Here is a 23,681-nt window from a genome sequence, read left to right on the forward strand (position 1 = left end):
TGAACGGCCCGGACGCCCTCGTCCGGGCCGTTCGCGCACTGCTCAGCGCCAGGTGATTTCGGGAGCCCGGTAGAAGTTGATGCTGAGGACGTCCCAGCGGGAGCCTTGGCCGCCTAGGCGGGTTTTGTAGGTGGTCCAGTCGAGGGCCGAGGACGGGGACCACCCGAGTTCGGCGATGCCTGGCAGGCGGGGGAAGGCCATGTACTCGAGCTTGTCCAGGTTGTCGAGGGTCTCGGACCAGATGGGCGCCTCTACGCCGGCTACCGCGGTGGCGGGCAGGTTGGGGATCAACGTGGACGGGTTCCAGCTGTAGGACTTCTGGATGCTGACGTAGCCGGCCCAGGACAGGCCGTACGGAGTACTGGAGTTGTACTTCATGTCCAGGTACGCCCGGTTGGCTGGTGACAGGACGACCTTGCTGCCTTGGGCTGCGGCCATCCGGGCCAGGTCGCGGGAACGCGTGTCGTCGGTACCCCAGTACTGCGCGATGCTGTTGGCGGGCAGCGTGGTCTCGGCGATCTCCTGCCAGCCCATCACCCGCTTGTTCTGCTTGGTGACCAGAGCGGACGCCTTCGGTACGAAGGTCAGGTAGTCGGAGTGCGGCGTCGAGCGCGCCTCGTCCCCGCCGAGGTGGACGATGTCACCGGGGGTCTGCTGAGCCACCTCACGGAACACGTCGTCGAGGAAGGTGTACGTGACCGGCTTCGCGACGCAGAGCGAGCTGAACCCGACGTCGGTGCCGGTGTAGAGCGGCGGAGCGACCCCGTTGCAGTTGAGCTGGGCATAGGACGCCAGTGCGGCGTTGGTGTGGCCGGGGGTGTCGATCTCGGGGATGACCTGCAGGTAGCGCTCACCGGCGTACCGGACGATCTCTGCGTAGTCCGCCTTGCTGTAGAAGCCGCCTGGCGTGCCGCCGACCTCGAGACTTCCTCCGTACGTCGTGAGCCGTGGCCACGAGTCGACCTGGATCCGCCAGCCCTGGTCGTCCGAGAGGTGCAGGTGGAGCTTGTTGAGCTTGTATAGCGTGGCGAGGTCGATGTAGCGCTTCACCTCGGCCACGGAGAAGAAGTGGCGGGACACGTCGAGCATGGTGCCGCGGTAGGAGTAGCGCGGTGAGTCGTCGATCGTCGTACCGGCGACTGTCCACGGGCCAGCCTGTTGGGCGGTTGCCTCGGACTTGGCGGGCAGGAGTTGCCTCACGGTGGTGAGGCCGCGGTACAGGCCTTCCGGAGTTGCTGCGGTAACGCTCAGCGCGCTGCTGTCGACGCGCAACTGATAGCCCTCCGCGCCGAGCGAGGCTGGGCCGTTCGTGGAGAGTTTGATGCTGGCTGCGCCTGGCACGATCGCCAGCGGGTAGCCGGTTGAGACGCGCAGTCTGGCGGCGAACTGTTCTGCGACGTTGCCGGCTGCTTGGCTTTCAGCGGCGTCGGTGGCGATGCTGATCGCGCTCGATGAAGTCATGCTGAAGGTCTGGCCGGTGAGGGCGGTTTGGCTGACCGGCTTGGGGATGAGGCTCGGTGCGGGAGCTGCCTGTGGCTTGGCCAGGGCAGTCGTCGGAGATGCGAAGAGGGGTGTCGCGAGCAGAGCGGCGGTGAGGATGCCTGCTAGCGAGACCCGTCCTGGGCGGCGGGCGAGTCGTGTCATAACGGTGAGTGTTCGGCCCCTCACCGGGCGAGTCAAGGCCCGGTCCGTGGGGTAGCTTTTCGGGCAACCGGACATTGGGGAACGCTATGGGTGAGTACGTGCAGTTGGGGGCCGTGAAGACCTGGTACGACGAACAGGGATCGGGTGAGCCGCTCGTACTGATGCACGGTGGGCTCGTGGATGCGCGGTTCTTCGAGGCCAACACGCCCGCGCTGGCCGAGCACTTCCACGTCTACACGCCGGAGCGGCGCGGGCACGGGCATACGCCGGATGTCGAGGGCCCGATCAGCTACCAGATCATGGCCGACGACACGATCGCGTTCCTGGAGACCGTGGTCGGGCAGCCGGCCGATCTGGTCGGGCACAGCGACGGCGCGTTCACCGCGATGCTCGTCGCGATGCAGCGGCCGGAGCTGGTGAAGCGGCTGGTGCTGATCAGCGGCGGCTTCAACAAGTCCGGCGAGGCGGGTCCGGAGATGGAGTGGGACGTCCCGGCAATCACCCAGTTCCTCGGCCCGGCGTACGGCGAGGTCTCCCCCGACGGCGAGGAGCACTTCCCGGTCGTGGCCACCAAGATCGGCGAGATGGCGGCCAAGGAACCCGACCTGCAGGCGTCCGAGCTGAACGTGATCACCGCGCGGACACTGGTGATGTTCTCCGACGACGACCTGGTGACGCTGGCACACGCGGTCGAGATGTACGACAACATCCCCAACGCCGAGTTCGCCGTCGTCCCCGGCACCTCCCACTTCCTCACCCAGGAGAAGCCTCACCTGGTCAACACGCTGGTCCTCGACTTCCTCACCAACGACCCGGTCCCCACGATCGCCGCCATCCGCCGCGCCCCGGCCGCCGAGTAGTGATGCCTGTGGCTACTGGACGCCGCGGACGGTTCCGCCGTCGACGCGGAGCGACGCCCCACTGATGTAGTCGGCGAGGGGACCGCACAGGTAGGCGACGGCGCCGGCAATCTCGTCGGGGCGACCGAATCGGTTGGCGTCGTTCGGGACGAGTTCGCGGACGGAGTTCTCCTCGATCTCCGACCAGGTGGTGCCCCAACCGCGCTCATCCGCGATTCCGGTCAGCAGTTCCTGGACGGCCGGGACGAGAATGGCGCCAGGAGCAACGATGTTCGAGGTGACACCGGTGCCTTTCAGCTCACGGGCCAACGAGACGGCCAGATTGTGCCGGGCCGCGAGGGTGGCGTTGTACTGCGGGTGGGTGTTCATCGGCTGTCCGCCGAGCCCGCCACCGATGGTGATCACCCGACCCCAGCCGCGGTCACGCATCGCCGGAACCAGCCGCTGGATCATCCGGACCCCGGAGATCACGTTCTGGTCGTAGGTGACGGCCCAGGCATCCGGTGACGCCTCCGCCCAGCTCAGGTGCTCATAGGCGCCGGCGTTGTTGACCAGGATGTCGACCGGCCCGCCGGCCAGCGCCGCCTCGGCGACCGCGTCGGCTCCCTCGTCGGTGGTCAGATCTCCCACCGCCACCACGGCCCGGCCACCGGCGGCGACGATCTCGTCCGCGATCGCTCGTGCTTTTTCCGCGTTGCGCCCGTGGACGATGACGGCGGCGCCCTCCGCCGCGAGCATCCGGACCGTCGCTTCCCCGAGTCCGGAGGTCGAACCGGTGACCAGGGCGCGTCGTTGCCTCAACTGCAGATCCATCGTGCTGACCTTCCAATATGTATACGCTCGTAGACTTACGATTTCAGTATACACACGTAGACTTCCCGCATGGAGAAGAGATCCCGGAACGCGGCCGCCACTCGTCAGGCGATCCTGGAGTCGGCGGTGACGGCGTTCACCAAGCGCGGGTACGACGGGGTCGGGGTGCGCGAGATCGCTGCCGACGCCGGCGTCACGGCCATGCTGGTCAACCGGTACTTCGGGTCGAAGGAAGGCCTGTTCACCGAGGTCGTCGACACGGCCTTCGCGCCGCCAACGATGATTCCGGACAATCCGGAAGTGCCGGTCCGACTCGCACGAGCGACGGCCGAGGCGCTGGTCGCCAGGACCGCTCCCGGCGCTGAGCATCTCGGTCCGTTCGAGCTCATGCTCCGGTCGGCGGCCAATCCCCGCGCGGCCGACATCATCCGGGCCGGGATCGAACGCCATGTCGGCGCCCGGTTCGCCGCCGGCCTGGAGGGCCCGGACGCGCAGGAACGAGCCGAGGTCGGACTCGCCCTCCTGGCCGGCGTCTGGCTGATGCGGACCGTGATCGGCACTCCCGCCTTGCGGGACTCCCAGACACCTGTACTGACCGACCGCTTGGCTGCGATGCTCTCGGTCGTCGTCGATCCGTGACCGGGGACCGGGCCTCAGTTGCCGGCCCACGCGGCGAGCCGAGTGGCCAGGTCGGTGACCAGGCGGCGCAACTCGGCCGGCTCTTCGATGACGAACGGGCGGTCGAGGCCGGCGAGCAGCGCGGGGACCCAGTCGAGGCGCTCGGCGCGGAACTCGACTCGAACGATCTCGCCGTCGTCGGATGTGCTGCCTTCGAGCGCGGTGATGACAGCCAGGCCGAGCGGGAGGCGGCGTTGTACGTCGTCGGGTGAGCCTGGGACTCGTACGGAGATCTTGTGGGTCCAGGGTGTGGCGGCCAGGGACTCGAGTACGTGCTGGGCCGGGTCGGAGGTCGTCGGCTGGTCTGTGGTTGCTGTTAGCAACGAGGCGGTGGCGATGCGGTCCAGGCGGAACGTCCGGGTAGAGGTGGCTACGTACCAGTGGCCGGCGTGGCCGACTACGCCGTCGGGGGTGATGATGCGGGTGCTGCGGCATCCGCTTCGGTCTGTGTACGAGATCTCGACTGCTCGTCGGTCCCGGGCTGCCTCGGCGATGGTCAGCAGGAGGTCGGAGTCCGTCGGGGTAGTGGAGCGTGGCGGGGCGGTGAAGGACGTGGTGGCGAGCAGGGCGCCTAGGCGATCGGCCAAGCGGGTGGGGAGGACGCGGCGGAGCTTCGCCAGGGCACTTTCCGAGGCGCTTGACTCAGGTACCAGACCGGCTCGGCGACCGACGACGAGACCGATCGCCATCGCGACTGCTTCGTCGTCGGTGAGCATGAGAGGTGGCATTCGGTAGCCGGGTGCGAGCCGGTAGCCGCCGTACCGTCCACGGACCGAGCGGACCGGGATGTCCAGCTCGACGAGATGCTCCGCGTACCGGCGTACCGTCCGCTCATCGACGCCGAGCCGCTCGGCCAGGTCTCCGACCCGCCGAGTGCCGCCGCCCTGGAGCAGCTCCAGCAACGCCAGCACCCGCGAAGTCGGCCTCGTCACATCTTCAGAATACCGGGCGGATCCTGTCCGGTATCAGTTCTACCGTCGAAGACATGACCACTTTCGCTTCCGTCCGCGTCGTGACGACCGACGTCGACCGCCTGACCGCCTTCTACGAACACCTCACCGGCCTCACCGCGAGCCGTCCCGCCCCGGTCTTCGCACAGATCGCCACCACTGCAGGCACCTTGGCCATCTCCAGCAGCGATCTCACCACGAAGCTGTACGGCGAAGACGTCGTCCGCCCCGCCGCCAACCACTCGGCGTTCCTGGAGTTCCAGGTCCCTGATGTCGACGCGGAGTTTGACCGCCTGCAAGACCTCGAGTTCATCCAGAACCCGACCACCATGCCCTGGGGCAACCGCTCCGCCCTCCTCCGCGACCCCGACGGCAACCTGGTCAACCTCTTCACCCCACCCAACTGACACAGGCCCCACCCCACGCGGGCACAGCACGCGCAACCGGGGTGGGTGGGAGCGGTCCGTGGAGTGGGCGACGGAGGAGCCTGCGTAGTGGGCCGCGTGGGGGAACCACAGTCCCACGCATGACAGAGGGCGGACCGGGTCAGCCCGGTCCGCCCTCCAGCAGCGATTTGTCAGCAGGTGGCAGTCGGGGCTGCCCAGTCGGCGCGGTCGTTGTAGCCGCCGTCGCCTGCATCGCCGACCACCAGGTCGAGGACGCGCACCCCGGTGAGGTCGACATCGACCGGCTTCGGGTGGTCGCGGTCGACGACACCGGAGTCGAACAGGACCTTGCCGTCACCGATCACCTGGAAGGTCGAGGTACCACCCTCCGGGCCGACGTTGCGCACCGCGTCGTCGATGCCGACCGTCCCGGTGAGCTTGGTGCACTGCTGGCCGAGGTAGTACCGGACCAGCGACGGCGAAGCAACGCCGATGCCGGTCGGATACGTCTGGCTGACCAGGCTGATCGGCGAACCGCCGCCGACACTCTCGTCCACGGTCGGCGACATCCAGCCGCTGGTCGCGCTGATCCACGGGTGGTGCGAGAGCGCCGCGACCCCGTCCGGCGGTACCGGCGCGATGACCAGCGGCGACACCGTCACCTGCTTCTGGATGCCGTAACCAAGAGCCTCGTACTGCGTAGTCGCCGTCAGCGACGCATTGCCCGCCTCAGTCGTCGCCGGCAGCTTCACCTCGAAGGCCAAGGTGACCTTCTGGCCGGGAGCCAAGAGCACCGGAGCCTTGCCGACCGGAGTAATCGTCCAACTAGCAGCAGCGGTCAAGCTGACCGTCGGCTTGAAGACCGGGAGTACACCATCGTTGCGGACGGCAACCTCAGCGCGCAGTTCGTCGCCACCGGCAACGACCGGGGCGCTGCCCTCAGGAAGTACCTGCGTGCCGACCTGGGTGACCTGCGGGATGCCGGCGGTGACGTGCGGGATACCCGGCAGACCAACCGCCGGACCGACCCGGAACAGCGCAGTACCGTGGGCCGGTACGGCGGCGCTGATGGTGCCGGCGCTCTCGGTGACCGCGTTGGTCCAGGCGTTCTTCAGCGTGAAGCGGCCACCCTGCAGACCGACGGCCGAGGCCGTGGTGGTGAGGGTCTTCGCGGTGTCGCCGCGGTTGAGGAGTACGACCGCGCGGCTGCCGTCGGCGAGACGCTTCACCCACGTTTCCGTAGTACCGGCTGCACCGACGCGCACGGCCTGTACTGCCGCCTTGTCCTGGTTGATCGCGATGACGTCGGGGTCGGTCAGCATGCCGATCGTGGTCGCGCTCAGCTTGCGGATGTCACTGCCCACGACAAGCGGGGCGGCGGCGACCGACCACAGCGTCAACTGGGTGCGGAACTCCTCGTCGGACATGCCGAGCTCAGGCGCCAGGTAGTCCGGGTCACCGAACGCGCCGGGCTTGACGACCTCGGGGTGCCGAGCGTTCGCGTCGTAGTTGCGCAGAACATCCTTGAACTTGATGTCGCCCTGGAAGCCGACATCGGTGTACGTCCGCCACGACTGCGCGATCGCCGGCGCGTACGACCAGGAGTTGATCGACTGCTGCGACTCGGGGTAGTTGCCCCAGTCCGGCGAGGTGACCGGGTTGCACAGGTTGAAGATCAGCGGCCGGTGGCTCGCGTTGTTGTGCAGCGCGTTGGCGAACTCGGTGAAGACCGTCTTCGGGTCGAGGTTGGCCGCGATACCGCAGAGGTAGTCGACCTTGACGGCGTCGAAACCCCAAGCAGCGAAGGTGTCCGCGTCGTGCTGGTAGTAGCCGCCGCTGCCGAGGCCACACTTGCCCGGGATGTACGGGCCGGCGTCGGTGTAGATGCCCGCCTTCAGGCCCTTGCTGTGGATGTAGTCGACCAGCGGCTTGAGCCCGTTCGGGAACTTGGCCGGGTTGGGGACCAGATCGCCGGCCGCGCTGCGCGACTCGTCGGCCTGCCAGCCACCGTCGAGCCAGACGATGTCGTAGCCGGCCTTCTTCAGGCCGCGACTGACCATGGAGTCGGCGACCGAGCGGATGGTTGCCTCGGTGAAGTCACCGCCGAGGCCGTAGTACGTGTTCCAGCCCATGTACGGCGTGGGGCTGAGCACCGGGGTTGTCGTGGTGGCTGCTTGGGTCGTGGCGCCGGTGGTCGTGGCTGCCGCGGTGGTCGCGAGCGCGGCGGTCACCAGGACCGCCGAGAGCGCGCCGCCGAGCAGGGCGGATAGTCGTTTCACGTCTTCATCCTTCAGTTGGACGGGGTGATGACCAGGCATTGCGAGTCGGTCGAGTCATCCCAGGGGACGCCGACCTGCAGCAGGTAGCTGCCCGGGTAGACCTCAGTTCCCACCCGGTAGTTCTGGGCGGGATCCAGCTGAACCAGCGGGATCCCACGGGGTCGCGTCGGCAGAGTGCCGCGGACGTTGCCGTCGCCCGTGTTCCACAAGAACACGACGCTCCGGTCTTCTGCTACGTACTGAGTGCCCTCGGCAAGCTGGTATACCTTGCCATTGGCAACCACATCTCGGATTTCCTTGTACTGCGCGATGTGCCGCGCCGCCGTCGCCAGCTGTTCGTCGGTCCAGCGCGACAGGTCGGCGCCGATCCCGAGCCCGCCGGCCATCGCGACATGGAACCGGAAGTCGAGCGACCGCTCACGCCCGTCGTGGGTCCCCTCGGCATCTGTCACCCACGAGCTCATCAAGTGCGGCGAGTACCCGGTCAGGAACCCGCGCTGGATGCTCAGCCGATCGAGCGGCGCCGTGTTGTCACTCGGCCAGAGCGTGTCGACGCGAGCAGCCATGCCGAGATCGACCCTCGCGCCACCGCCGGCGCACCCTTCGACGACAACCTGCGGGTGCTCGGCGCGCAGCCGGTCGAGGATCTTGTACAGGTTCTCGACGACTCGGCCGTCGAGATCACGGCGCTGATCGCCGGCGTCGAGCCGCGGCCGGTTCGCGTCCCACTTCAGGTAGCTGATCTCGTACGACGAAAGCAGCCGGTCGAGCGTCGCCCAGATCCACTCGGCGACATCGTCACGACTCAGATCGAGGAGCAACTGATTGCGAACCAGCAGCGGCTCGCGACCGGGCGTCTGCAGGATCCACTCGGGATGCTTGGCCGCCAGTTCCGATGACGGGCTGACGGACTCGGGCTCCACCCACAGGCCGAAGCCGAGACCGATCTCCTTCAGGTCCGCGATGAAGCTCCCGAGCCCGTCGGGGAAGGCTTCTTGATCAACATCCCAATCCCCCAGCCCACCGGTGTCATCCGACCGCCCGACGAACCAGCCGTCGTCGACCACGAACGTCTCGACTCCGGCACGCACCGCCCGCTTGGCCAGCTCGAGCTGATGAGCGGCTCGTACGTCGAACTCGGTCGCGAACCAGGAGTTGTACAACACCTTCTGCGGCAGCCCTCGCGAGAAGGTCCGCTGGTACGCGTGGAAGACGCGAGCCAGTCCGTCCAGCCCATCGTTGCTGAACGCACCCACCGCGTTCGGCGAAACCCAACTCTCGCCCGGTCCGAGCGTCAGCCCGAGGCTCGATGCCAACCGTCCTGCCTGGATCCGCGTCTGCCCGGTGGTGTCGACCTCCGCACTCATCTCCCAGGAGCCGGACCACGCCAACTGCACACCCCACGCGGGGCCGCTCTGCTCTCCTACTGACAGGAACGGCGAGTACGAGTGACCGGTGATCCCTTGCCTGCTGTCGATCGAGAACCGACCGCGCCGCAGCTCGACACTCCCGCGCTGGAACTCGCTGTTCCATTCACCCCAGAGGTAATTCACCACCGCGCCGTCGCTGGTAGGCACCACAAACCCCGCCGACGCATGCTGCCGAAGCCGGAGCTCCTCGCCCCCGTCGTTGTGCACGGAAACCCACCGCTCAACAACATCCAGCCCAGCCGGCACCCGGTAGTGCAACACGATGCGCACCCCACGCAGGTCGTCGACAAACCCCAACTCCAGCCCGTCCCCGCCTCCGGCGGCGACAGGGGTATCCGCTGAGCCGAGAGGTGCGGCCGCGGTGGCGGGTGCCGCCGCCGACCGGCGTGTGGCGGAGCCGCTGGCGCTCACGAAGAGCGGGCGGAGCTCGTCCGAGCCGTCGTCTCCTATTACCACCAGCTCAGGCGCAGTGGTGTACCGAACGCCCTTCACCCCGTACTCGAGCGGCTCTATGTCAACTCGCGGGATGAAATGCTCGGTGCCGACCGGGGCGAGCAGCGACGGGCCGTCCGCCACCGCATGCGGGCCCCAGGCAACAAGCTGTGCCCACTGCCCATGCGACGCAACCTCCACGACGTACGACGTGGTTGCTCCGCGCAACGTCCATCGGGTCACTTGACGGCTCCGATCGCGAGTCCCGAGACGAAGTGCTTCTGGAACTTCAAGAACACCGCAAGAGTGGGGACGGCCGCAATGACGGTGCCTGCGGCAATCACGTTCCACGATGAGACGAACAGACCCTGAAGACCCAGCAGCGCCGGCGTGACCGGCATCTTCTCGCCGGAGCGGATCACCGTGATCGACCACAGCAGGTCGTTGAAGATCCAGGTGAACGAAAGCGCGCCGAGAGCCGCCATCGCCGGCCGGGTGAGCGGCAGGATGACGCTGGCGTAGATCTTGCCCGGCCCCGCGCCGTCGATCGTCGCCGCTTCCTGGATCTCCCGCGGCAGATCCCGCATGAACCCGTGCAGCACGAACGTGTAGAAGCCGAGCCCGAACCCGACATGCACCGCGATCAGCGCGTACAACGTGTCGTAGTACCCGGTCAGTTCGACGAACCGCGAGATCGGGATCAGCAGGATCTGCGGCGGCAGCAGGTTCCCCATCAGCATCAGCAGCAACACAGTCCGCCGGAACGGAATGTTGTACCGCGCCAGCCCGTACGCCGCGATCGACGCCAGCCCGAGGCTCAGGATCACGGCCGGGATCGTCACCGCCAGCGAGTTGATCAGCGCCCGGAACTCGTCCGCGTCCTCCCACGCCGACTTGTACGTCGAGAACGTGAACGAGTGCGGCAGCGACCCGAGCCCGTTGGCCGCGACGTCGTCGAAGCTGCGCAGCGAGATCACCACCACCCACAGGATCGGCGCGATCCACAGGAACGAGACGATGCTCATCGCCACGTGGTACCCACCGGTCTTGAAGCGGTTCGTCATGTCTCCTCCCGGAAGGCGCGGATCAGGTAGCCGAGGATGACCGCGAGCGCGAGGATGAAGATCACCACGGCGATCGCCGACGCGTAGCCCAGCTGGGTGGACTGGAACGCGGTCGAGTACATGTACGTGCTGAGCAGCTCCGAGGAGTGGTACGGCCCGCCCCTCGTCATCGACCAGACGATGTCGAAGGAACGAAGCGAGTCGATCACGATCACCGACAGCACGACCGAGTTCACGCCCTTGAGCTGCGGGATCGTCACGTACCGGGTCCGTTGCCAAGCCGACGCGCCGTCCACCCGAGCCGCTTCGTAGAGAGCAGGGTCGACTGCTTTCAGCCCGGCCAGGTAGAGCACCATCACGTACCCGATCTGCCTCCAGAGGGCCGGCAGGATCACGGCGTACAGGGCGGTGTCCGGATCGGCCAGCCAGGGATGGATCCAGCTCTCCAGGCCGATGCCGCGAAGTACCGAATCGACCAGGCCGTCCGGCTGGTAGAAGACCCGCCAGATCAGCGCGGTCACCACCAGCGAGAAGACCACCGGAGTGAACAGCGCCGCCCGGTAGATGCCGACACCGCGACGCTCCTTCTGCAGGAGCATCGCCATGCCGAATCCGCCGATGACACTGAGCCCACCGAACAGCACGAGCCAGATCGCCGTGTTCTTCAACGCGGTCTTGAAGATCGGGTCGGAGAACATGTCCCCGAAGTTGCCGAGGCCGACGAACTTCGGCGCCGACAACCCGTCCCAGTCCGTCAACGACAGCCAGAACCCTTGCAGCGCGGGCCAGAACACCCACACTGCCTCGATCGCGAACGGCACGAAGACGAACGCCAGGATCAACGGCGACACTCGCCAGGGGCGCCGCTCTCCAGACCTTGATCCAAGCCTTGAACCAGGCGGTGTACCAGGCGGCGATTCAGGTTCCACGGTGGTTGCGGTCACGCCTTGAACACTTTCTCGGCCGCCGCCTGCCAGTCCTTGAGGATCTTGTCGATCTGGTCGGGCTTGTCCAGGAACTTGGTCAGCGCGGCATCAGCGGTCGGCTGCAGGGCGTCACTCGAGTCACGGTTGAAGAACTGGGTCAGCTCCTTCGCGCCCTCGATCATCGCCTTGCCCTTCTTCACCAGCGCGGTGTCGGCCGACTTGCCCTCGGGGTTCGCCGGGATCGCGGTACCGGAAGAGCTCTGCACGTAGATGTTCTGCGCTTCGGGCGTCGCCAGCCAGGTGAGGAACTTCTTCACGCCCTCGGGGTCCTTGGCCTTCTTCGAGGCGAAGTACCCGTCGGTCGGCGCCTCTTCGGCGACCGGTACGGACGGGTCGATGATCGGGAACTGGAAGAAGTCGATGTCGTCGAGGGCGTCCTTCGGGGCCGAGTCGGCGAAGAAGGTGCCGATCAGGAACATGCCGGTCTTGCCGCCGAGCAGCGCGGAGGTCGCCTCCTGGAAGGGGAACGACTTGCCCTTCGGGTCGAAGTACGGCAGCGCCTCCTGCCACTTGGTGAAGACGGCCTTGACCTTCGGGTCGTCGAAACGGCCGCGGCCGGCCAGCAGGTCGCGGTGGAACGGCGCGCCGTTGATCCGGATGTTCAGGTAGTCGAACCACGCCGACGCGACCCACGGGGTGTCGCCCAGGCCGATGCCGATCGGCGGGACGCCCTTGGACTGGATCGTCTTGCAGACCGCGATGAACTCGTCCCAGGTCTTCGGCGGCGTCACGCCCCACTTGGCGAAGTTCGACTTGCGGTAGAACATGCCCCACCAGTAGTAGCTGGTCGGCACGAAGATCTTCTGCCCGTTGCTGCTGGTGGACAGCGTCTTCATCGATTCGGGGTAGTTGCCCATCGCGTCCCAGACGCTGGTGATGTCGAGCAGCAGATCCTTCTTCGCGTACGAGTCCGCGACCGATCCGGCGTACCAGGTGTAGACGTCCGGCGGGTTCGCCGAGGTGAGGTACGTCGGGAGCTGGGTGCGGTAGATCTCCGACGCGACGGTGTTGAGCTTGACCGTGGCGCCGCCGGTCTTGTTGTACGCCTCGACCAGCTTCTCCATCGCGGCCTTCGCCTGCTCCGCGGAGAGGTTGGACTGCAGCGAGAGATTGCCGGTCGCCCCGGTAGTGGAACCCGAGCCCGGTGACGAGGTCGAGGTGGCGCAACCCGGGATCAGGGTGGCCGCCCCGAGTACTCCGAGCCCCTTGAGGAACGTCCGCCGATCAGCTGCCAGACCCGCCATGACTACTCCAGTCGATTGAGTGGTTCGTTCTGCCGAGGATCTTGCAGCCGGTCCGTCGGACGTGTCAATATTAATTCGTAAATTACGATGAAATCGCTTGACGTGGTCAACCGCTCACGGTCAACTAGTGACTCGTTCATCGTTGGAGATCGGGAGGCTTCTGGTGCGGCTGGCTGAGCGGGTGATCGTGGTGACCGGTGCCGCGACGGGGATCGGCGCTGCCTGCGTGCAGCGGCTGCTCGACGAAGGCGCTGGTGTCATCCAGGTCGATCTCCAACCGTGCAAGGAGATCCCGGGCCGCGCGCTGGCGGTCGTCGGCGATGTCTCCTCTCCCGATACCTGGCACGAGGCCCGGTCCCGCGGCCGGGACGCGCTCGGTCCGATCGACGGATTCGTCAGCAACGCGTACACGGTCGACGTCCGGCCGGCGCACGAGCTGCCACCGGCCTCGTGGCAACGCCAGCTCGACGTCAACCTGACCGCGGCCTTCCTCGGCTTCCAGATCCTGTACTCCGACCTTGCGGCGCGCGGCGGATCGGTGGTGCTCGTCTCGTCGGTGCACGCGGTCGCGGGCATCCCCGGCCATCCGGCGTACGCGGCCTCCAAAGGCGCTCTGCTCGCGCTCAGCCGGCAGCTCGCTGTCGAGTACGGCGGTTCGATCCGGGTCAACACGGTTCTTCCGGGTCCGATCGACACCGCCGCGTGGGACCGTGTGACCGCGAAGGGCAAGGCACAGAGCGCGAAGGCCACGGCGATCGGGCGGCTGGGTCGTCCTGACGAGGTCGCCCAGGCGGTGGCGTTCCTGTTGTCCGAGCAGGCGTCGTTCATCACCGCCGCCGAGCTCCTGGTCGACGGCGGCTGGGCCGCAGCCAAGGACTCGGCATGACGAAGACAGCGGTACCGGGGTACGGCGTGGTGGGGCCGGGAACCGGGATGGCAGTGAGGTCCGGCGCGATGGGCGCGAGCAGCGGAGTGGGGAGAGCGGCGTGACGGGGATTCAGCGCGGGGTTTCGCGAGGACTGCACGGGCAGATCGTGGAGGTGATGGCGCAGCGCATCCTGTCGGGACAGATCCCCGAGGGGTCGACGATCAACGTGCCCGATCTGCAGGCCGACCTCGGCGTCAGCCTGACCGCGGTCCGCGAGGCACTCAAGGTGCTGACCGCCAAAGGCCTGGTCGACGCGCGGCAGAAGCGCGGCACCTTCGTCCGCCCGCGTTCGGACTGGAACCTGCTCGACGCGGACATGATCCGCTGGCACTTCGACGACGAAGACGTCCGGCCCGAGCTGCTCGAGGAACTGCACGAAGTACGCGGCATCGTCGAACCGGCGGCCGCCCGGCTGGCTGCGGTACGCGCCTCCGACGCGCAGATCGACCTGCTCGACAAGGCGCTGGCGGCGATGTCGTCGGCAACCAACGATCTCGACGCCGCCGAGGCGGATGTCGCGTTCCACAAGGCTTTGCTCGCTGCCACCGGCAACGAGTTGCTCACCAAGATGGAGGTCGTCATCGAGACCGGTCTGGCCGGCCGCGATCGGCTGGTGCACAAGGTCAAGTCGTCCGACGATCCCGTACCGAGCCACGCGCGCGTGGTCGACGCGGTCCGGGCGCACGACCCCGAGGGCGCCGAGCTGGCGATGCGCGAGTTGCTGGCGAAGGCTGCCGAGGACCTGTCCGCCGTACGCAAGTCGACCGGTCGGGGCCGCAAGTGAAGATCGAGCGGATCGAGACCTTCCTCGTCGCGCCGCGCTGGCTGTTCTGCCGGATCGAGACCAGCGACGGTGTCGTCGGATGGGGCGAGCCGGTCGTCGAAGGGCGCGCCGAGGTGGTGCGGACGGCGATCGAGGTGTTGTCGGAGTACCTGATCGGCCAGGATCCGTTGCAGATCGAGCGGCATTGGCAGATCTTGGCCAAGGGCGGGTTCTATCGCGGCGGACCGGTGCTGAGCAGCGCGCTGGCCGGCATCGATCATGCGTTGTGGGACATCGCCGGCAAGGTTTATGGGGCGCCGGTTGCCTCGCTGCTTGGCGGGCGGGTGCGGGATCGGGCTCGGGTTTATGCCTGGGTCGGCGGGGATGAGCCGGCCGAGATCGCGGATCAGGTGGCGGCGCAGGTCGAGGCCGGGATGACCGCGGTGAAGATGAACGCCAGCGGGCGGATCCAGCCGTCGCCCTCGTTGGCCGAGGTGCGGTCGATTGTCGCGCGGCTCGAGGCGGCTCGATCGGTGCTGGGTGACTCGCGGGATGTGGCGATCGATCTGCATGGTCGGGTTGGGGTTGCTGGGGCACGGCGGATCCTGCATGCGGTTGAGCCCTTGCATCCTTTGTTTGTGGAGGAGCCGGTGCTGCCGGAGCACCTGCACCACTTGGCGTCGGTGGTCGAGGCGTCTACCGTGCCGGTGGCTTTGGGCGAGCGGCTGTACGGTCGGTCGGAGTTCATGCCTGCGCTGGAGGCGGGGGTGGCGGTGGTCCAGCCCGACGTTTCGCATGCCGGTGGGATCTCGGAGTTGCGGCGGATCGCAGTACTGGCTGAGGCGCACGGTGCTTTGCTGGCGCCGCACTGTCCGCTGGGGCCGATCTCGTTGGCTGCTTCGTTGCAGGTGTCCTTTGCGACGCCGAACTTCTTGATCCAGGAGCAGAGTCGCGGGATCCACTACAACCTCGACAGCGACCTGACGTCGTACGTGACCGACCCGACGCCGTTCACGTGGGTGGACGGTCACGCGGAGTGGAATCCCCTGCCTGGCTTGGGAATCACGGTCGACGAGGACGCGGTCCGCGCCGCCGACAAAAAGGGTCACGCCTGGCGGAACCCGATCTGGACCCAAGAGGACGGATCATTCGCGGAATGGTGACGGATCTTCCCACCAACGAGGTCGTGGTCGACCTGGACGACGGCGGCCGCTGGACGTCGCTCGTCCTCGGTGGACGCGAGTGGCTCTGGTCCGGCCCCGGCCTGATCTCGGGTCCACGCTCAGACCTGACGACGTACGTCGACGTCGGCGGCCTCGACGAGTGCTTTCCCACCGTCCGCGGCACCCCCGACCACGGCGGCCTCTGGAACCAACTCTGGGGCTCATTGGATGAGGACGAGGACTGGGACGCGGTCCAGTACGGCGAAGCAGTCCTCCTCCGCCGCTTCAACGGCGGCGAACCACCTGTGGAGCTGGACGAAACCGGCGCCATCTGGGTCGACTATCGCCTGATCGCCCCCGCGGGCTATCGCTTCATCTGGGCAGCCCACGCCCTCCTCGACTGCGCCGTCGGCGCCAAGCTCGATGTCCCGCCCGACACCGTCTGCCGCCTTTATCCACAGGATGGTTCGGATTGGGTGGAGAGCAGCAGTTGGGCCGATCTCGACCTCGCCACCTACGCACCGACCGACGGTACTGCGGTCGGCGCCGTGCTGGTCGACTGCCCGACGGCTTCGGTTGTCGACGGCTCGACCGCGTTGACCTTCAGCCTGAGTTGCCCTGAGCAGCCAGTATCGACGGCAGTGTGGCGGAATCTGGGTGGGTATCCGGCGGAGGCGCCGTACCGGAGCCTGGGGGTGGAGCCGATGCTGGGCAGGGTTTTCGGGTTGGCCGAAGCCGGGCCGGGTGACGCGGCCGTAGTACCGGAGTCAGGGCAGTTGTCCTGGCGGCTCGTCGTCTCCGCGGCGAGCGTTCCTTCGAAGGAGTGAGACACGTGGACCTGCTTGCAGAACTCACCCAGCGCAAGGTGCTGGCGATCATCCGGGCCGACGGTCCCGACCGGGCGCTCGAGTGCATCCGCACGCTGGTGACGGCCGGAATCACCATCCTCGAGGTCTCGCTCACCACCCCCGGCGGCGCCGAGGCGATCGCCAAGGCGCGCTCCGAGTTCGACCCCTCGGTCCTGATCGGCGCCGGCACCGTGATCACCTCCGACCAGGCCGACGAGGTCGCCGCGGCCGGAGCCGGCTTCGTCGTCACCCCAGCCATCACCCAAGGCGCCCACCGCAGCGTCGCGCTGAACCTGCCACTGCTGTGCGGCGCCCTCACCCCCACCGAGATCGTCACCGCCCTCGACCTGGGCGCTCTTGCCGTGAAGGTCTTCCCCGCCAAACTCCACGGACCGGGTTACTTCCGCGAGCTCCGAGCACCCCTCCCCGACGCCCCTCTCATCGCAGTCGGCGGCGTCGACGCAACCACCACCCCGCAGTACCTCGCGGCCGGCGCCCTAGCGGTAGGCCTGGGCTCCCCTCTACTCGGCGACGCAGGTACCGGTGGCTCCCTAGCCGATCTGGCCGACCGCGCCGCCACCTTCCTCGCCGCTGTGCGGAGTACCGATGCCTGACGTACTGACCATCGGCGAGGCAATGGTCTCCCTGCGCTCGTCCAGGGCCCTCCGCCTGGGCGGCGAGGTGCACCTGTCGATCGCCGGGTCCGAGAGCAACGTGGCGATCGGGCTGGCCAGGCTCGGCCACGACGTCGCCTGGTTGGGTGCCGTAGGCAACGACGAGCCGGGCCGCCTGATCCAGCGCACCCTCCGCGCCGAGAACGTCGACACTCGCCACCTACGCTTCACCGACGACTCCTTCACCGGCTTCATCGCCTTCGACCAGCCGGCCCACGACATCACCCGAGTCAGCTACCACCGCCGCGGCTCAGCCGGCTCCACCCTCACCTCGGCCGAATGCGTCGCGGCCCTCACCGCTTCAACCGGCACGCCGGGGAGCTCCACCCCACGCATCCTGCACGTCACCGGCATCACCCCGGCCCTGTCCGAGACAGCTCGCGAGGCGACCCTGGCCGCAGTACAAACTGCTTCTGCTGCTGGCATCCAGGTCTCCCTGGACGTGAATTACCGAGCCCGCCTCTGGTCCCGCCCCGAAGCCGCCACCGCCCTACGCGCCCTACTCCCCCACGTAACCACCATCTTCGCCTCCGACGACGAACTGGACATCCTCACCGACGCCCCCGACCCCACCGCCGCCCTACTCTCCACCGGCATCACCGAAGTAGTAACCACCGCTGGCTCCAAAGGCGCCTGGACCCACACCTCCTCCGGCACCATCCACCACCCAGCCCTGCCAGTCACAGTCGTCGACTCCATCGGCGCCGGCGACGCCTTCGTCTCCGGCTACCTCTCCGCCACCCTCGACAACTTGCCAACAGACGCCCGCCTGTCCCGAGCCACCACCTCCGGCGCCTTCTGCGTAGGCACCCACGGCGACTGGGAATCCCTCCCCACCCGCCACGACCTCCCCCTGATAACCCAATCCCACGGCACAGCCCTCCGCTAGCCAGGGACTTATCCACAACCCCGACAAACCACCCCACAGCCCGCCCAGTACTACTTACCGTTGACGAATGAGCGCGACTGGCAAGTCCGACCGGCTACCAGAGCCGACCGACCTGCACGCGGCATACGCGGAACACCACGCGGTGAACTGGGGTGACGAGTTGCCGACCGCCGCCCAGCTCGCTGCCGAGTACGGATCGGACGCCGCACGCCTCAGCCTGACCACCTTGCAACGAAGGCTCCGAACCGAACAACTGACGACCCGGGACTTTCTGGCCGCCGTACCGGACGACGCCACCGCCTAGAACCTCGACTCCCGGGTGAAGTCACCGATGTCCCTGGCCAAACAGTTCCAGAACCGACTGGAGCGGGACGCAGAAGGCGAGCCGAGCGACGTACTGCGGTTTACCGTTCTCTGCCCCACTCCGGGAGACCTGGCCGCCGCCGCGAGATCCACGGTGGACAAGCTGCAGGCCAGCGGGTGGGCAGTGCAATCCGCCATCCACTCCGAGCGCGCTGCCGCTCGGGCCCTCTGCGTCGAACTCTCCGACACGCTCGCCACACCACCCGGTCTCGACGACCTGCGAACACTTGGCGGCGTTCCCGTCGAGGTCAACAACTACAGTGATTCTCGTAACCGGCGTGCGCCATTCGAAGGGCATCCCAGCAGCACGACAATCGATCGACATAGTCAACGACAGCAGGCCACAGGGCGCCAGATCGACGGGACGGGTAGATGAAGCTGTATCTGGTCAAGGACGGGCAGCGCGAGGTTTGGGTTGCCGCGTTGGCGAACGAGCACATGTACAGCTATGTGGCCAACACGGGGTTCTTCCACGACAACAACGCCCTGCGCAACGACTTCTACATGGACTTCGACTACGACTACGAAGAGATCGACGTCATCCGCGCAAAGGCCTTGATCGCCGCCGGAGTCGGCCTGCTCGACGAGACGACGAGAGCCGACGCTCTGGCAAAGTGGCGAGCTGATCCCCGCCCACTCCCCCCGAACGACGTGTTCGCGGCCGTCGCCGGCCTCACTCCATGACCAGCAGATGAAGCTCTACCTCGTCAGCAAGGACGGGCGGCGGCTGTGGGTTGCGGCGCTGGCGCACGAAAACATGTACGGCTACGTGCAGAACACCGGCTACTTCCACGACAACAATGCCCTGCGCAACGACTTCTACATCGACAACCGGTTCCAGTACGAAGCGATCGACATCCCCCGCGCCAGGGCCCTGATCGCCGAAGGCATCGGCCAAGCCGACGAAACCACCCAGGCCGACGCCCTGATGAAGTGGCGATCCGACCCACGGCCGTTAACCCCCGCCGACGTGTTCGCAGCCGTCGCCGGGCTTAGCTACTGACCTGCGGGCGAAGGTCCGCCTCGTCGGCAGAGGTGGCCGTCGGGACTGGTTGCGGCGCTGGATCTCCGACCATGTCTTCGACCCGGTACGACGTCAGCAGTGATCCTGGGCGTCGAGTTGTGCGGGGGTCATCTGCTTGCCGTTGCTCTCGTAGGTGCCCTTCGGGAGATCCGAGCGCAGTTTGCGCGTGACCCCGGCCCCATAGCCGAAGTCCACGTCGGCGAGTTCGACACCGACGCCGATCTCGTGGCCGTCGTAGCGGTAGGAACCGGTCTGGCTCTTCCAGCCAGATCCCCCAAGGCGGACCACCTTCGCCGCAGGATCAGTCGGTCCGTCCCCGCGCCAGAGCTGCTTGCCGTCGCCCAGCGGGTCGTCGAGATACGCCCAGGCAATCTTCTGCCCGGCGCACAACGGGATGTACAAGGTCACCACCCCGTCGTCGACCCTCAGCCCGATGCTCACTCCTTCGGGGTGGGCGGGGAGGAAGCACCCCGAGACAGTGCAGAGGATCGTCGCTGCGACAGCCGAGCGGGCGGCGATTGACGGCTTCATGGGAGTTCGAGAGTAGAGCAGCCGGCCACTCGCTCCGGTCCGATTGCAGCTTCTGACATTGGATAGAGCCGTTAGTGCTACGCTTCTTTCGTTCGATAGTCATCGAAGTACTGGAAAGAGGCGAGCACCATGGCTGATCCGTGGTTTCTGAAGATTTTGGCGCCGGATGTCGTTCTTGAGGGCGTCGTGATGAACGGCCGGCTGCAAGGCGCCGACGCGGTCACTGAGCAGATCAGGACTGTCGTCGGGCTCTACGTGGGCTACACGCCGGTCTACGAGTTCGAGGCGGAGGGGCGGCGGGTGACGGAGTACACGGCGACCGTCGACGGGCGGCCGGTCCGTGGTACCGGGATCGTGCACGTCAACGACGCCGGCCAGGTCGACCAAATCGTCGTCAACCACCGCCCGCTCTCGGCGGCCCTGACCGTGTCGCGGCTGCTCGGTGAGAGCCCGATGGGCCAGAGGCGCGACGCCGACGAGTTCTACCGGCCGAGCGACCAGAGCTACGAAGACCTCCTCGCCTTCACCGAAAAACAAGGCGACCGTTAGATCAGGTCGGCCTGGGCTTGGATCTCGGCCTCGGGGTTGATCGGGAGCACGATCTTGAACCAGGTCTCGCCGGGCTTGGAGTCGACTCGTAGATCGCCGTGGTGCTTCTTGACCACGATTCGCCAGGAGATGTCCAGGCCGAGGCCCGTGCCCTCGCCGATCGGCTTGGTGGTGAAGAACGGCTCGAAGATCCGGTTCTTGATCTCGTTCGGGATGCCCGGACCGGTGTCGCCGATCATCACCACGGCGTAGGCGCCGTCGCGCTTGGTCCGGATCGTCAGCGTGCCGGAGCCGTTCATCGCGGAGACGGCGTTGTCGATGATGTTGGTCCAGACCTGGTTCAGCTCGGCGGCGTACGCCGGGATCGGCGGCAGGTCCGGATCGAGATCCTTCACCACGGTCAGGCCCTCGAACTTGCCCGACATCATCACCATCGTCGACTTCAGCAGCTCGCGCAGATCGACCACCTGGTACGGCGCCCGGTCGATCTGCGAGTACTGCTTGGCGGCCCCGACCAGCGTCGAGATGCGGGTGACCGAGTCGTCGATCTCGTTCATCAGCGACTCGGTGTCGATCGTGTACATCAGCCAGCGAACAGCACCTTCCAGGTACTCCGGGCCGACGGCCGCCAGCACCCCCTCCATCCAGGGCACGTCCAGGCCGACCGCGGCCAGCACCGGCGCGACATCCCAGCTGTTGCGTACGTCGTGGTCGTCGAGCCAGTCCGACAGCGTGTCCTCGGCGTCGGACAACTCCATCGGCGACAGCTCGCGCGCCTTCGCCACCCGCTCGACGGCGTCCTCCTGGATCGCGACGATCTTGTGCAGCTTGGTCGTGTCAAGGGTGCCGTCGGCAAGCATCGCGAGCTTGGACCGCATCCCGGCGACCCGCTGCCGCAACGTCGCCGCAGCCCGGACCGCTGCTGCCGCGGGGTTGTTGAGCTCGTGCGTGAGGCCGGCCGACAAGGAGCCCAGGGCAAGCAGCCGCTCGCGCTGGCCCATCGTCTCGTTGGTCCGCTGCATGCCCATCACGAAGCCCTCGATCAGGTGCACCGCCATCGGGAACCAGGTGTTCATCATCTCGGCCATCGCGGCCGCGTCGACGACGAAGAACTCCGACGGCTCCAGCACGTACATCGACGCGGTGTAGCCCTTGCGGTCGTCGGCGCCGAAGAAGGCGTTGAACGCACCCGCGTAGACACCGCGCTGGGTGGACCGGTTGATCTCCACCTCTTCGCCCTGGAGCAGCTTGCACATCCGCAGCCCGCCGGACATCAGCACGTAGCAGCAGGTCGCCTCGTCGCCCTCGGCGAAGACACGGCCCTCCTCGACCGACTCGACGTGCCCGGCCCGGACCAGCCAGTCGAGCTGCTCGTCGGTCAGCGACTCGAACAGGAACAGCGTGCGCAGCTCGTCGCGGGTGATCTGGCGCGGCTCGCCGGTCCCCGAACCGGCCTCGGACGCGGCGTCGGCAACAGACCCGGCAGCGGTGTCAGAAACAGACTCGGTCATCAGAGCATCTCCAGGTATCGGTGCACCAAGGTGACGGCCATCGCGCCGTCACCGACTGCCGAGGCGACCCGCTTGACCGACTCGGCCCGGACGTCGCCCGCCGCGAAGACGCCCGGCATGCTCGTCTCCAGGTGGTACGGGTCCCGGTCCAGCGCCCAGCCCGGCGGCCGCCCGCGCAGGTCCGGTCCGGTCAGTACGAACCCTCTCTCGTCACGCAACAGGTCACCCGGCAGCCAGTCGGTCCGCGGCGCCGCGCCGATGAACACGAACATCCATTCCGTGTCCACCTCCCAGCTCTCCCCGGTCGCGCTGTTGGTGAGCGTCACGCACTCCAAGTGATCCGAACCCTTGCAGGACACCACCTGCGTACAGGTGTGCACCTCGATGTTGTCGATGCCGCCGATCTGATCGATCAGGTACGACGACATGGTCGCCTCGAGTGAGGGACCTCTTACCAGCATATGCACGCGTTTGGCATGCCGGGAGAAATAGACCGCGGCCTGACCGGCGGAGTTCGCCCCGCCGATGATGTAGACGTCCTGGCCGGCGCAGGCCGGGCCCTCCGTGGTCGCGGAGCCGTAGTAGATCCCGCGGCCGCTGAGGTCGTCCACACCGGGCGCTTGGAGCGTCCGGTACGAGACGCCGGTCGCCAGGATCACCGAGTGCGCGGCGATTTCGCTGCCGTCGGAGAACTGCAGCCGCCGGGCCGACCCGTTCGACTCCAGCTTGACCACCTCGCGGGCAGTCAGCAGCTCGGCGCCGAAGCGGATCGCCTGTCGCCGGGCCCGGTCGGTCAACTGTGCCCCTGACACCCCGTCAGGAAAGCCCAGGTAGTTCTCGATCCGGCTCGACTGACCCGCTTGCCCACCAGTCGCCACCTGCTCGACCAGTACTGTCCTCAGGCCCTCACTAGCGCCATACACGGCAGCACCGAGCCCTGCCGGCCCACCACCGACCACCACGAGGTCGTAGAACTCCTCGGCCGGGTGGGTGGACAGCCCGACCTTGTCGGCCAGGTCGGCCTCCGACGGCGCGACCATGACCGTGCCGTCCGGGGTGATGATGACCGGCAGCGTCGTACCGTCGATCTCGGCGGCCGCGAGCAGCCGTTGACTCTCCTCGTCGTCCACACCCATCCAGCGGTACGGCACGGCGTTGCGGGCGAGGAAGTCCCGCGCGGCGAAGGACGGGGCCGACCAGCGGTGGCCGATCACCCGGGTCTCGTCGCTGGGCGCCTCCGGGGTGGACTTCCACAGGTCGAGCATCGAGTCGACGACCGGGTAGAGCTTCTCCTCCGGCGGATTCCACGGCTTGAGCAGGTAGTGGTCGAGGTCGACCACGTTGATCGCCTGGATGGCGGCGTCGGTGTCGGCGTACGCGGTCAGCAGGACCCGGCGAGCGAGCGGGAACAGGTCCATCGCCGCTTCCAGGAAGTCGATACCGGACATCCCGGGCATGCGGTAGTCCGCGAGCAGCAGCGCGACCGGCTCGCCCCGCAGCTTGAGCTCCTTGAGCGCGTCAAGGGCCTGGTCCGGCGACTCCGCCCGGACGATCCGGTTCTCCTCGGCGTACCGGCGGCGCAGGTCGCGGGCGATCGACCGGGAGACCCCCGGGTCGTCGTCCACGGTCAGGATCACCGGGCGGGTTGTTGACGTTGGCATGCCTCAGTAAT

General features: G+C 67.2%; 25 protein-coding genes. 14 read left to right on the forward strand and 11 right to left on the reverse strand.

Translation table 11 applies throughout. The annotated features are described in order from the left end of the window. Positions 1 to 42 precede the first annotated feature (42 nt). The gene (locus tag ACIA12_RS30795) at positions 43 to 1,644 is read right to left on the reverse strand and encodes a beta-N-acetylhexosaminidase (RefSeq protein WP_396370682.1); all 1,602 of its coding nucleotides are present in this window, start codon (positions 1,642 to 1,644) and stop codon (positions 43 to 45) included. An 86-nt stretch (positions 1,645 to 1,730) separates the two neighbouring features. On the opposite strand from ACIA12_RS30795, the gene ACIA12_RS30800 reads away from it, so the two are divergent. Further along, positions 1,731 to 2,504: an alpha/beta fold hydrolase gene (locus ACIA12_RS30800; protein WP_396370683.1), complete on the forward strand. Its 774-nt coding sequence runs from the start codon at positions 1,731 to 1,733 to the stop codon at positions 2,502 to 2,504. 12 nt (positions 2,505 to 2,516) lie between these two features. On the opposite strand, the gene ACIA12_RS30805 is transcribed toward ACIA12_RS30800, so the two are convergent. Then, complete coding sequence (locus tag ACIA12_RS30805) at positions 2,517 to 3,317, reverse strand: SDR family NAD(P)-dependent oxidoreductase (RefSeq protein WP_396370684.1); 801 nt, start codon at positions 3,315 to 3,317, stop codon at positions 2,517 to 2,519. 69 nt (positions 3,318 to 3,386) lie between these two features. Here ACIA12_RS30805 and ACIA12_RS30810 point away from each other — a divergent pair, with 69 nt between their 5' ends. Further along, the gene (locus ACIA12_RS30810; protein ID WP_396370686.1) at positions 3,387 to 3,956 is read left to right on the forward strand and encodes a TetR/AcrR family transcriptional regulator; all 570 of its coding nucleotides are present in this window, start codon (positions 3,387 to 3,389) and stop codon (positions 3,954 to 3,956) included. Between the two features lie 14 nt (positions 3,957 to 3,970). Here the strand turns inward: ACIA12_RS30810 and ACIA12_RS30815 are convergent, their stop codons facing one another. Next, positions 3,971 to 4,927, reverse strand: coding sequence for a helix-turn-helix transcriptional regulator (locus ACIA12_RS30815; RefSeq protein ID WP_396370687.1), 957 nt, complete (start codon positions 4,925 to 4,927; stop codon positions 3,971 to 3,973). A 53-nt stretch (positions 4,928 to 4,980) separates the two neighbouring features. Here ACIA12_RS30815 and ACIA12_RS30820 point away from each other — a divergent pair, with 53 nt between their 5' ends. Then, positions 4,981 to 5,352, forward strand: coding sequence for a VOC family protein (locus ACIA12_RS30820; RefSeq protein ID WP_396370688.1), 372 nt, complete (start codon positions 4,981 to 4,983; stop codon positions 5,350 to 5,352). Positions 5,353 to 5,522: 170 nt separating this feature from the next. Here ACIA12_RS30820 and ACIA12_RS30825 read toward each other — a convergent pair whose 3' ends face one another. From ACIA12_RS30825 to ACIA12_RS30845, 5 genes are all read right to left on the reverse strand, one after another. Further along, positions 5,523 to 7,610, reverse strand: coding sequence for an NPCBM/NEW2 domain-containing protein (locus tag ACIA12_RS30825; RefSeq protein ID WP_396370689.1), 2,088 nt, complete (start codon positions 7,608 to 7,610; stop codon positions 5,523 to 5,525). An 11-nt stretch (positions 7,611 to 7,621) separates the two neighbouring features. Then, on the reverse strand, positions 7,622 to 9,715 hold the full coding sequence (locus ACIA12_RS30830) for an alpha-galactosidase (protein WP_396370690.1): 2,094 nt from the start codon (positions 9,713 to 9,715) through the stop codon (positions 7,622 to 7,624). Further along, positions 9,712 to 10,536 carry a carbohydrate ABC transporter permease gene (locus tag ACIA12_RS30835; RefSeq protein ID WP_328327524.1) on the reverse strand — a complete coding sequence of 275 codons (825 nt, stop codon included), beginning with the start codon at positions 10,534 to 10,536 and terminating at the stop codon, positions 9,712 to 9,714. Before ACIA12_RS30835 ends, ACIA12_RS30830 begins: the two co-directional genes overlap by 4 nt. After that, positions 10,533 to 11,387: a carbohydrate ABC transporter permease gene (locus tag ACIA12_RS30840; protein WP_396370691.1), complete on the reverse strand. Its 855-nt coding sequence runs from the start codon at positions 11,385 to 11,387 to the stop codon at positions 10,533 to 10,535. Before ACIA12_RS30840 ends, ACIA12_RS30835 begins: the two co-directional genes overlap by 4 nt. An 89-nt stretch (positions 11,388 to 11,476) precedes the next feature. Next, entirely contained in the window at positions 11,477 to 12,766 is a 1,290-nt protein-coding gene (locus tag ACIA12_RS30845; RefSeq protein WP_396370693.1) for an extracellular solute-binding protein, read from the reverse strand. Between the two features lie 127 nt (positions 12,767 to 12,893). Between ACIA12_RS30845 and ACIA12_RS30850 the strand changes: the two genes are divergently transcribed. The 10 genes from ACIA12_RS30850 to ACIA12_RS30895 all read left to right on the forward strand — a co-directional run bounded on the left by ACIA12_RS30850 (position 12,894) and on the right by ACIA12_RS30895 (position 19,397). After that, complete coding sequence (locus tag ACIA12_RS30850) at positions 12,894 to 13,652, forward strand: SDR family NAD(P)-dependent oxidoreductase (RefSeq protein ID WP_396370694.1); 759 nt, start codon at positions 12,894 to 12,896, stop codon at positions 13,650 to 13,652. A gap of 100 nt (positions 13,653 to 13,752) precedes the next feature. Continuing rightward, entirely contained in the window at positions 13,753 to 14,478 is a 726-nt protein-coding gene (locus ACIA12_RS30855; RefSeq protein WP_396370695.1) for a FadR/GntR family transcriptional regulator, read from the forward strand. Further along, entirely contained in the window at positions 14,475 to 15,620 is a 1,146-nt protein-coding gene (gene dgoD, locus ACIA12_RS30860) for a galactonate dehydratase (RefSeq protein WP_396370696.1), read from the forward strand. The genes ACIA12_RS30855 and dgoD overlap by 4 nt, the downstream gene beginning before the upstream one ends. Beyond that, positions 15,614 to 16,447 carry a hypothetical protein gene (locus ACIA12_RS30865; RefSeq protein ID WP_396370697.1) on the forward strand — a complete coding sequence of 278 codons (834 nt, stop codon included), beginning with the start codon at positions 15,614 to 15,616 and terminating at the stop codon, positions 16,445 to 16,447. Before dgoD ends, ACIA12_RS30865 begins: the two co-directional genes overlap by 7 nt. A 5-nt stretch (positions 16,448 to 16,452) precedes the next feature. Further along, entirely contained in the window at positions 16,453 to 17,082 is a 630-nt protein-coding gene (locus tag ACIA12_RS30870; protein WP_396370699.1) for a bifunctional 4-hydroxy-2-oxoglutarate aldolase/2-dehydro-3-deoxy-phosphogluconate aldolase, read from the forward strand. After that, entirely contained in the window at positions 17,075 to 18,031 is a 957-nt protein-coding gene (locus tag ACIA12_RS30875) for a sugar kinase (RefSeq protein ID WP_396370700.1), read from the forward strand. The genes ACIA12_RS30870 and ACIA12_RS30875 overlap by 8 nt, the downstream gene beginning before the upstream one ends. Positions 18,032 to 18,098: 67 nt before the next feature. After that, positions 18,099 to 18,335 (forward strand): hypothetical protein, encoded by a 237-nt coding sequence (locus ACIA12_RS30880; protein ID WP_396370701.1) that lies wholly within the window; start codon positions 18,099 to 18,101, stop codon positions 18,333 to 18,335. Positions 18,336 to 18,362: 27 nt separating this feature from the next. Beyond that, positions 18,363 to 18,770, forward strand: coding sequence for a hypothetical protein (locus ACIA12_RS30885; RefSeq protein ID WP_396370702.1), 408 nt, complete (start codon positions 18,363 to 18,365; stop codon positions 18,768 to 18,770). Continuing rightward, the gene (locus ACIA12_RS30890) at positions 18,767 to 19,078 is read left to right on the forward strand and encodes a hypothetical protein (protein WP_396370703.1); all 312 of its coding nucleotides are present in this window, start codon (positions 18,767 to 18,769) and stop codon (positions 19,076 to 19,078) included. Before ACIA12_RS30885 ends, ACIA12_RS30890 begins: the two co-directional genes overlap by 4 nt. Before the next feature lie 7 nt (positions 19,079 to 19,085). Then, entirely contained in the window at positions 19,086 to 19,397 is a 312-nt protein-coding gene (locus ACIA12_RS30895) for a hypothetical protein (protein ID WP_396370704.1), read from the forward strand. Positions 19,398 to 19,490: 93 nt separating this feature from the next. Here the strand turns inward: ACIA12_RS30895 and ACIA12_RS30900 are convergent, their stop codons facing one another. Beyond that, entirely contained in the window at positions 19,491 to 19,949 is a 459-nt protein-coding gene (locus tag ACIA12_RS30900; RefSeq protein WP_396370705.1) for a hypothetical protein, read from the reverse strand. Positions 19,950 to 20,078: 129 nt separating this feature from the next. Between ACIA12_RS30900 and ACIA12_RS30905 the strand changes: the two genes are divergently transcribed. Beyond that, positions 20,079 to 20,498, forward strand: a complete 420-nt coding sequence (locus tag ACIA12_RS30905) for a hypothetical protein (protein WP_396370706.1) — start codon at positions 20,079 to 20,081, stop codon at positions 20,496 to 20,498. On the opposite strand, the gene ACIA12_RS30910 is transcribed toward ACIA12_RS30905, so the two are convergent. Both ACIA12_RS30910 and ACIA12_RS30915 read right to left on the reverse strand, forming a co-directional pair. Next, the gene (locus ACIA12_RS30910) at positions 20,495 to 22,009 is read right to left on the reverse strand and encodes an ATP-binding protein (protein WP_396370707.1); all 1,515 of its coding nucleotides are present in this window, start codon (positions 22,007 to 22,009) and stop codon (positions 20,495 to 20,497) included. The genes ACIA12_RS30905 and ACIA12_RS30910 overlap by 4 nt on opposite strands. Beyond that, positions 22,009 to 23,670, reverse strand: coding sequence for an FAD-dependent oxidoreductase (locus ACIA12_RS30915; protein ID WP_396370708.1), 1,662 nt, complete (start codon positions 23,668 to 23,670; stop codon positions 22,009 to 22,011). Before ACIA12_RS30915 ends, ACIA12_RS30910 begins: the two co-directional genes overlap by 1 nt. Positions 23,671 to 23,681: the final 11 nt, after the last annotated feature.

The organism is Kribbella sp. NPDC051620 (genome assembly GCF_044453825.1).
In the GTDB taxonomy this organism is placed as follows: Bacteria; Actinomycetota; Actinomycetes; order Propionibacteriales; family Kribbellaceae; genus Kribbella.

Coding starts and splice junctions, on each gene's coding strand:
- ACIA12_RS30795 (WP_396370682.1), bottom strand. CDS start 1,644: ATGACACGACTCGCCCGCCGCCCAGGACGGGTCTCGCTAGCAGGCATC.
- ACIA12_RS30800 (WP_396370683.1), top strand. CDS start 1,731: ATGGGTGAGTACGTGCAGTTGGGGGCCGTGAAGACCTGGTACGACGAA.
- ACIA12_RS30805 (WP_396370684.1), bottom strand. CDS start 3,317: ATGGATCTGCAGTTGAGGCAACGACGCGCCCTGGTCACCGGTTCGACC.
- ACIA12_RS30810 (WP_396370686.1), top strand. CDS start 3,387: ATGGAGAAGAGATCCCGGAACGCGGCCGCCACTCGTCAGGCGATCCTG.
- ACIA12_RS30820 (WP_396370688.1), top strand. CDS start 4,981: ATGACCACTTTCGCTTCCGTCCGCGTCGTGACGACCGACGTCGACCGC.
- ACIA12_RS30835 (WP_328327524.1), bottom strand. CDS start 10,536: ATGACGAACCGCTTCAAGACCGGTGGGTACCACGTGGCGATGAGCATC.
- ACIA12_RS30845 (WP_396370693.1), bottom strand. CDS start 12,766: ATGGCGGGTCTGGCAGCTGATCGGCGGACGTTCCTCAAGGGGCTCGGA.
- ACIA12_RS30865 (WP_396370697.1), top strand. CDS start 15,614: ATGGTGACGGATCTTCCCACCAACGAGGTCGTGGTCGACCTGGACGAC.
- ACIA12_RS30875 (WP_396370700.1), top strand. CDS start 17,075: ATGCCTGACGTACTGACCATCGGCGAGGCAATGGTCTCCCTGCGCTCG.
- ACIA12_RS30880 (WP_396370701.1), top strand. CDS start 18,099: ATGAGCGCGACTGGCAAGTCCGACCGGCTACCAGAGCCGACCGACCTG.
- ACIA12_RS30885 (WP_396370702.1), top strand. CDS start 18,363: ATGTCCCTGGCCAAACAGTTCCAGAACCGACTGGAGCGGGACGCAGAA.
- ACIA12_RS30890 (WP_396370703.1), top strand. CDS start 18,767: ATGAAGCTGTATCTGGTCAAGGACGGGCAGCGCGAGGTTTGGGTTGCC.
- ACIA12_RS30895 (WP_396370704.1), top strand. CDS start 19,086: ATGAAGCTCTACCTCGTCAGCAAGGACGGGCGGCGGCTGTGGGTTGCG.
- ACIA12_RS30900 (WP_396370705.1), bottom strand. CDS start 19,949: ATGAAGCCGTCAATCGCCGCCCGCTCGGCTGTCGCAGCGACGATCCTC.
- ACIA12_RS30905 (WP_396370706.1), top strand. CDS start 20,079: ATGGCTGATCCGTGGTTTCTGAAGATTTTGGCGCCGGATGTCGTTCTT.
- ACIA12_RS30910 (WP_396370707.1), bottom strand. CDS start 22,009: ATGACCGAGTCTGTTTCTGACACCGCTGCCGGGTCTGTTGCCGACGCC.
- ACIA12_RS30915 (WP_396370708.1), bottom strand. CDS start 23,670: ATGCCAACGTCAACAACCCGCCCGGTGATCCTGACCGTGGACGACGAC.